The sequence below is a fragment of the Nostoc sp. DedQUE12b genome, from assembly GCF_034530835.1.
Classification (GTDB): Bacteria; Cyanobacteriota; Cyanobacteriia; order Cyanobacteriales; family Nostocaceae; genus Nostoc.
The window spans coordinates 36,188-44,500 of sequence record NZ_JAVRCI010000057.1 but is presented as its reverse complement, the minus strand read 5'-3'; the positions used below and the strand labels follow the sequence as shown (position 1 = coordinate 44,500).

Below are 8,313 nucleotides of genomic sequence, written 5' to 3'. Positions count from 1 at the left end.
TCAATACAAGCTATACTATTAGAAAAAAATAGGTCTTGTATTTGTTATTAGAAAAGAATCGCGCGATCGCTTGCTATACAAAAACTTTAGATTTTAGAAAAGGCAAATGTTTTCGGAGAGTGACAGAAGAGGGTTAAGTCTTCCATAATCTATTCAATTCCTGCAAAGAGCATAAAACTTTGTCTATTGTGGCTTTTGCTAGCTCAATTCCTGGTTTTATGAAAAGTTCGGCGTCTGCGCCCATTTTCAAGCAGAGGTTTTCGCAACGGTACTACCTCAGCTTCACTACTCTCGCGTGCTACCCGAACCAACAACCCAGCAGCTATTAAGCTGGCAATCATAGAATTACCACCATAACTAAACATGGGAAAAGGTAAGCCAGTAGTCGGTAGAGAACCTGTAGCAACACCGATGTGGAGCAATGATTGTCCCACCATCAAAGTCGTCACACCGATCGCGACTAATCTATGTACTATATTTTTAGCCTTTAGCGCCACAACTAATCCGAGGGTAGCGAATGTAGCTAAAAGTACCAACAACACCATACTGCCAACAAAGCCAAATTCTTCAGCGAACACTGCAAAAATAAAATCAGTATCTTGAATTGGTAAATAAAATAGCTTTTGTTGAGAAAGCCCATATCCAGCTCCCCAAGTTTTACCAGAACCCACAGCTAGTAGACTTTGCACCAACTGGTAGCCATCTCCTGTAGCATCAGCCCAAGGATTGAGGAATGACATCACCCGCTTACGCTGGTACTCTTTAATACTAATACTGAGTAATGCCAACATTACTCCACCAATTGCTGTTCCTCCCAGGTACTTGTAAGATAAGCCTGCTGCTAAAGCAATTAGCCAGATAGTCATGCCGCAAAGTGCCGTTGTACTCAAGTTAGGCTGGGCAAGAATTCCTAAAAGTACTAGACCAAAAACGCCTAACCAAGCGAAACGAACCCGCCAACTAATTCGTTCCCATTGACCAAAAAGCCGCGCACTTTGCAACACCAAAAAGGGTTTAATTAGTTCTGAAGGTTGAATCGGAATTGGCCCGATCGCAATCCAACGCGCTGCATCAAAAGCCTTTTTTCCCAATCCTGGGATCAGTGTGACAAAAATTAACCCCAAAAACAGTAACAAAAACCAATGGGATAATCCCAAAATTTTCTGCAACGGCGAATTAACAATAATATTGAATCCGATTAAGGAAACTAAGACCCAAAGCAGTTGACGCTTAAAGTAGTACAACCCATCATCATAACGACCATCAGCGACAGGATAAGATGCTGAAAATAGCATCACTAAGCCGACGAACAGCCAAATCAACGTTAACCAGCGCAACAACCGCGCTTCTAATGCCCAGTTGGAAACTGAACTATCAAAAATTGGAATCAGGCGGCGTAGATTCACGATTGGTACAGGTAAAAAGTTAGAAATTAGGAGTTAAAAATAAAACTCATAAATCATAACTTATAACTTATAAGTAGGCTTTACAACCATAAATCTTAAAGTTGTCAATTTCAATACACGCTCGATCAATGTTTCTAACAAATTGCGTTGGCTATGCCCGCCGTACCCGTACAATATCAGCAAGCTACTCGACTCGTAGCGTCTTGTAGAGAAGGCATTGTTAAGCCGCAATTAAAAAGTATTTTGATACTCAGTAATGAACATAGTTATGACTTAATCTGGATATTTATCTGAAACATAGTACATGTACGGAAGTATACAAAAAATATATGTATTATAAAAGCTAATTATATACTTTTCATAGAAATTGATAACCCTTGTACTAATCTAGGTGCAGCATAATTATGTCAACACGTATTTTCTTAGCAAATCCAGATATTGATGTTCATATTCCTAACTATATTGAAGAAGCAATTGAGTACATTAAAAAAGAAGGAGAGGACTATATTACTTGGAGTGCAGGTAAGGTCAAGTCAATTGAGGTTGGAGATAAAGCCTACTTGAAAAAAACTGGAAAAGGGAAACGTGGTTTCATTGCGGCAGGGTATGTAATCAAGACTGAACCTGCTGAACATCGCTTGAATAAACTTTCTCAATATAATAATTACTCTGATGCTTATACTCAACATTTCTTTGGAAACTGTCCTACTGTATCAATAAGGCTTGATGAGGTTGTAAGTCTTGATAATCCTTTAGAAGATAGCTATCTACTACAATTATCAAGTATGCAGGGGGTCAATCTTGTTAGGTACGGAAGTGGCCAAGAACTAGGCTCTCAGTACGAAGTTGCCCTAGATGCTGAGTGGAAGAAGTACTTTAGAAACGTTAACAAGCTTGATTAAGATTACCTTGTTTCTATATGACTTAATTAACAGATTTTTTATACTATCAATTCTCAACAAAAAAGAGGTCTTTACCGACCTCTTACCAATTCCCTAAAATAATATTCTATTTACAGATTACGACAAGCCAGTATTAGCGCCTTGCTTACCAGTTGCCAGTTCCACCTTAATAATTGTGCCACCCGCTTTTTGAATACGTTGCTGTTCGCGGAACCAGTTTTCATAAGGAACTAGCTTAGTGAAGTAAGTATTTTGCAGTTCGCGTTGGGTACGAACTCGGGTTTGGCTGGGAACTAGAGCAGTAATTTTAAACAAACGGGACATATTTTGAAAATCTCCTTTATACCTTGTGAAAACTTTTTTATTTCAAAATCTTGAGTGCAAATCTTTTAATCATTCAAAGGCTGGAAATCAAACATCAATACTAGACCACCAACACTCATCACTGATAATTTACCAAGATAAGCAATATAACGTTCTAGCACTCACGGTTGATTTCCAGACCTTAATAAAGCCGCACCTAAATTCTTAAGCGCAAACTAGTTCTTAGCTTAAGCCAGAGGAGATATAGTCTAAGTAAACGCCCATTTCCTTACCAGCATCAGAACCTACCAAACTAGCGGTTACTTCTTTGATTGCTTGGATAGCTTGTACGGTAGCACCGACGGGAACACCTAAGGAGTTATAGGTTTCTTTCAAGCCATTTAGTACACGCTCGTCAAGGATGGAAGGATCGCCAGCCAACATGGCATAGGTAGCATAGCGGAGGTAGTAGTCCAAATCGCGGATGCAAGCAGCATAGCGGCGAGTGGTGTACATGTTGCCGCCTGGACGGGTGATGTCAGAGTATAGCAAAGATTTTGCTACAGCTTCTTTGACGATCGCAGCAGCGTTAGCGCTGATGGTGCTAGCAGCACGTACTCGCAGTTCGCCAGTGGCGAAGTAGCCTTTTAGCTTTTGTAAGGCAGAAGAGTCTAGGTATTTACCTTGAACGTCTGCGGAGTTAATGACAGCGGTAATTGCGTCTTGAGCCATGTTGTTAATTCCTTATTTCCAACCGTATTGCAATATCAGTAGGTAAACAGCTTCACCCTATCCTAGAAGAGCGCCAACTAAGTAGTCGAAGTAGCCACTAGCTTCACTAGCCTCATCACCAGAGAGCAATGCCGAAGCTCCATTCTTCAGCCCACGGATACCTTCAGCAACACCATCGATAGGAGTTCCCAAGGACTTGTACAGTTCACGGGCACCAATAACACCAATTTCTTCGATGGGGGTGACATCACCAGCAACGATACCGTAGGTAACGAGGCGGAGGTAATAATCTAGGTCGCGCAGACAAGTAGCAGTCAATTCTTGACCGTAAGCGTTACCACCAGGAGACACAACATCAGGACGCTTTTGGAACAGTTGATCGCCAGCTTGCTTAACGAGCCGTTCGCGATTTTCTGACAAAACTTGAGCAATCCGCACACGGCGCTCACCACTTGCAACAAAGGACTTGATCCGATCTAACTCACCAGGGCTGAGGTAGCGGGCTTCTGCATCAGCATTCACGATAGCTTTCGTGACAATACTCATTAATGGATTCCTCCAATACGAATGAAACCAGGATTTAATTAAACTGGTGCGACTTTGAGTTTGGTTTACTGAGTTTGTTTTTTCGTTCTTTTAGACACAACAATTTTACAACTGCTACGGCTAAAAAATTACGAGTTTGCTTGAGTCAACATAAGTACACAAGCTTTCAAACTCAGTTACCTTCCGCAAAACATTTTCCGGCATTCTGTTGAGCATTTATGACTGCTCTTAATACTTTGTAATATTGCTTTTCAGAATTTACTGTTTTAACTGCAATCTGAGAGCAGTATTACGAAAGGTTAAGAAGGGGACAGGGGAAAGGTTACAGGGGACAGAGAACAGTAAATAATCTGTACCCTATTCCCTAATTCCCTACTCCCTACTCCTTAATCAACTGCGACACTGCCGAGGTAGTTCCCTGCTGGCAGAGATGGGAAGCGGTTGTAAGGTACAACATCTTCACCAAAGTAGCGGTTATATTCTGGACTTTCGACTATTGCTTCTACAGCAGCTGACAAACCACTATCGACTAGCAGCTTGTTATATTGGTCAATTTCTTCCTGAGTTGCGGGTGTACGCCCCAACAGATGACGGAAGAGGAACTCAATGACCTTGGCATGAGGATAAGGTGATAAGAAGCGCTGGCGATAGATTTGGGAACTAGCTAGTTCACGCACAAACTCCCGGACGGTAATTTCACCATTTTGAAGTTTGCTATCTAAATCAGTGCGACGGAAATTCTCAGGCACTTCACCACTAAATACATCCAATACTTGACGATAAATGGCGTTGATTGCCTGTTGTTTTTCGTCTTGGTTGGTGTTTTCTGTTAGACGGTAAATGCGCGCATGTTTACGCACACCTATTTCCACGGTTTGTCCACTAGCATCGTTGTAGGAACGGCCCAGTTCAGCAAAGGATGGCTGACCATTTGTTTGCGTTGCTATATCTGCGATCGCCTGTAGCACAAGCGGTGTATCGTTACTAACTCCGACACGGGCTTGTACTGGCTTAAAGCTTGGTACAACCACGTCATCGTTTTGCTTGGTAAGCTGGTTGTAAAGCTTCTCCGTATTCGGGAAGTTTGCCGCAGGTAGGGTCGGGAAGCGACGGTAAGGAACCGTATCTTCACCAAATACTTGGTTATATTCCACACTATCTACCAAAGCACCAATAAAGGCACGAATACCTTGAGTAGCCAAAATCTGGTTATACTTGCGGATTTCTGCTTGGTCTAGTGGCGCACGTCCCAAGAAGTGTTTGGTTCCCAACTCAATCACTTTGGTGTTGGGGTAAGGTGTGTAGAACTCTTTCAGGTAGAGGTTAGAGTAACCCAAACCTTCAATAAATTCCTTCACACTAATTTCGCCATTCCCCAGCTTGCTTTCCCATTTGGTAAATTCGTTTTTGGCGATGTAGGGTGCAATATCCCGCTCAAATATCTGACGATAGGCAGCGCTAATCAAAGTTTTGACTGCAACTTTGTCACTGGTATTGGCCACCAGCTTGAAGATTTTGGTCTGTTCCCGTTGCTTGCTAACACCTTGGTTAATGCGGAACTGAATATCTGGTTCTGACCGCTTTTCTGTCACTGTACCCAGTGTTACAAAGCTTGGTGTTACCTCTTTCTGGACTTTCGCGGCAATATCATCACGAATGCTACCAACACGTAATTGTCGCCCAGCTACACCACCAGGAGTCAGATACCGTTCGTAAGGAATTGTATCTTCACCAAAGGCTTCGCTGTATTCTACGCTGTTAATAATGGCATCAACCACCGCGTAAAAGCCCTGTTTCGAAGCAATATCAAAGTACTTGTTGATTTCTTGACGACCATAAGTCGGACGACCCAACAAGCGACGGTGAATATACTCGATCGCTTTACAAACATACAGCGATGACCAGTACAGATTGCGGAATACATCCGACTTAGCTAAAGCACGGATAAACTCGCGTACAGAGATATCGCCGTTTTCCAGCTTGATTTCCAATACCTTCGGGCGCTGACCTTCGTAAAGATCGCGACCGAAAACTTGCAGGTAAGCAGCTTTAATCACTGCTTGCGTGGAGCTTTCGGAGAATCTAACACTAGAACCTTTGGCAGCCTTTCTACCAATAGTAGCAGGTAGCTGATCTAGCTTGAACACCTTGGGCCCAAGGGTACCAGGAGCTGCACCTCGCGCTCTGGGATTACTATTTTGGTTATTAATCCCTGCTCCTTGGTGAATCAGGATGCGCTTGGTATCCTTACTAAAAGGAGCCGGATTGGTACTGGGGTTGCGAGTTTCTTTCGGGAAAATCGCCCCAAACTGAATTTCCAAGGGGTCATTACCAGAACCGTAAGGATGTTGATCTGGTAGCGGTTGCTCGTAAGCTGCAAATGTGGTGAGGAACTGAGGTATCTTGCGGAAAGGCGCACTGTAGTTAAACAGGTCTTGCTGCGGTCCCCAATTGCGACATTCTTGTGCTTCTTGACCCAGACCCCGCAGGTAGGGTACTGTTTCTTCACCAAAATAGTCGCCGTATTCAGCAGAATCTACTAAGGCATCTACTAAGGCTGGTAGACCACCATTAGAAATAATCGAGAAGTATTTTTGTACTTCTTCGCGGCTACTTGGCCCCCGTCCTAAAATGTGACGGAAAGCTAATTCGATGACTCGGCTGTTAATAAAAGGCTGGTAAAACTGTTTTTGGTAAAGGGGAGATTTAGCTAAACGACGGACAAACTCTTTCATAGAGATGTCGCCATTCTTCACCTTGGATTCTAGGTCAGATATGGACAAGCTATAAGCACGGCTAATGTCGCGCTCAAAGATTTGTCGATATGTGGCCTTGATTACCTCATTTTTTTCGCTACTTGATAACCCAGTCTTCATCACAAACTTGGGACGACGTTCTGAGGCATTGAAGTAGATTTGCGGCAGTTGCAACCCTTGCTGGTCGCTAGAGGGGCGTTGGCGCAATTTATTTGAAGGTGTGGCTGCTTTGAATTCTGTTAACAAAACATCCATATACTGAGACACAATTTCTGTCGCCTCAGCATCGTTGCGGAAAAATGAAAGTGCTCCGGCTTTGATTTCCTGTAAAGCTACTAGCGTGGCTTCTCCAGAACAGGCATTTTCAATGATTTCCCGTAAACCCCGTGTATTCACCGCTATGATGTTGGGGTCGCCAGCAACGATCGCATAAGTAGCGTAGCGCAAGAACCAGGATAAATCCCGCAAGCTCTTGGCCATGTTGCTTGGGCCGTATCGAGCAATGTTAATTGGTCTGAAACCTGGAGGTGTCGGGCCACTGGGGGATGAGTTAAATATTGAGCGTAAATTTTCTAGGAACCCACCACGACTTTCAACGTAGGTTACAGTTCCCAGTTGCATCCCTTGTTGAACGTTAGCGCCAGCACTAACAGGTACTATTTCTACTTCTCTGGGCTTTTCTAAAAAAGCCATTGGCGAACCACCAACAAAAATCCGGTTGGCAGCCCGAGACACAATAATCTCGGCATTGTCCGTCAGCGTCTGAGAAATTTGTAGACGCTTTGCGCCAGATGCAAAATAGCTTGCTAGTTCGTTTAGTTCACCATTTGCCAAGAAGCGGTCTTGCTGCTCCGCTTGGGTAATTGTGGATACAGTTAGGGTTTGATATAGTTGCGGACGCGCAACCGAGCTTCCACCACTCGCCTTAACACTCATCGGATTTCTAAAACTCCCATCATAAGCGTTTATATGTTAAGTCTGGATTGTTTTGAGGCTTGACACATCGGTGTGTCTATGCTTTATGAGCTTGAGAGTGTTGCCTGCAAAACTGCCAGTAAATTAACCCAGTTAGCTTTTAGATTAGAACGTTTTGCGTTCTCAAGGCGGATTTATTAAGAAGTATGTAGAACCTGTATCTTAAATGTCTCCAGTCTTAAAAGTGTATACTCCAGTTTGTCTGAGATTAAGTCTAAGTTTTGTAACTAAGTAGTAGGTTGGGAAGTGCCTACTGATTTCTCTTTTATTTAAACGCAGATGCGCTTCGCCTTGCAGCATGGTAGGGGTGCAGAGACTAAGTGCAAAGGCACGCAGAGAATTTGCTACGAATAAATTAAATAATATACTTAGTCGTTGGTTAGTAGTTATTAGTCAATTTTAAGTTATTTTTATTACTGAGAAATTTATATTGCCAACTGACACTACACGGGAAGTAATTCTTAATTCGTGGTGGTTTAATCTGCAAATAGTCAGTAGTTACATTCAGGGTAAATACCAAAAATAAAAGTTTTAAATTTAACTATTGTTCAATGCTAACTTATCTGCGATCGCAATTATTTTCGCTGTCACTTCGGCAAATGCGCTTCCAAAGAAAATATCAGCACCGTTGTCAAGTGAGCAAAGACTAGACCTCAAATACCAACTCTGGTATACAACAGTGAAGCCCACTAC

The 8,313-nt window shown here is 42.8% G+C and carries 5 protein-coding genes and 1 pseudogene; 1 reads left to right on the top strand and 5 read right to left on the bottom strand.

Going from position 1 to position 8,313, the window contains the following annotated elements; all coding sequences use genetic code 11:
* Positions 1–203: 203 nt before the first annotated feature.
* Entirely contained in the window at positions 204–1,406 is a 1,203-nt protein-coding gene (locus RMY16_RS23730; protein WP_322738411.1) for an FtsW/RodA/SpoVE family cell cycle protein, read from the bottom strand.
* A gap of 404 nt (positions 1,407–1,810) precedes the next feature.
* On the opposite strand from RMY16_RS23730, the gene RMY16_RS23725 reads away from it, so the two are divergent.
* Positions 1,811–2,308: a hypothetical protein gene (locus RMY16_RS23725; RefSeq protein ID WP_322738410.1), complete on the top strand. Its 498-nt coding sequence runs from the start codon at positions 1,811–1,813 to the stop codon at positions 2,306–2,308.
* Between the two features lie 117 nt (positions 2,309–2,425).
* Here the strand turns inward: RMY16_RS23725 and RMY16_RS23720 are convergent, their stop codons facing one another.
* From RMY16_RS23720 to RMY16_RS23705, 4 genes and pseudogenes are all read right to left on the bottom strand, one after another.
* Positions 2,426–2,632 (bottom strand): phycobilisome linker polypeptide, encoded by a 207-nt coding sequence (locus RMY16_RS23720; RefSeq protein ID WP_322659343.1) that lies wholly within the window; start codon positions 2,630–2,632, stop codon positions 2,426–2,428.
* A gap of 222 nt (positions 2,633–2,854) precedes the next feature.
* Positions 2,855–3,343 carry an allophycocyanin subunit beta gene (gene apcB / locus RMY16_RS23715; protein ID WP_100899351.1) on the bottom strand — a complete coding sequence of 163 codons (489 nt, stop codon included), beginning with the start codon at positions 3,341–3,343 and terminating at the stop codon, positions 2,855–2,857.
* Positions 3,344–3,400: 57 nt separating this feature from the next.
* Positions 3,401–3,889 (bottom strand): allophycocyanin subunit alpha, encoded by a 489-nt coding sequence (gene apcA / locus RMY16_RS23710; RefSeq protein ID WP_322738409.1) that lies wholly within the window; start codon positions 3,887–3,889, stop codon positions 3,401–3,403.
* A gap of 398 nt (positions 3,890–4,287) precedes the next feature.
* A pseudogene (locus RMY16_RS23705) lies at positions 4,288–7,581 on the bottom strand (phycobilisome rod-core linker polypeptide); the annotation flags it as partial.
* Positions 7,582–8,313: the final 732 nt, after the last annotated feature.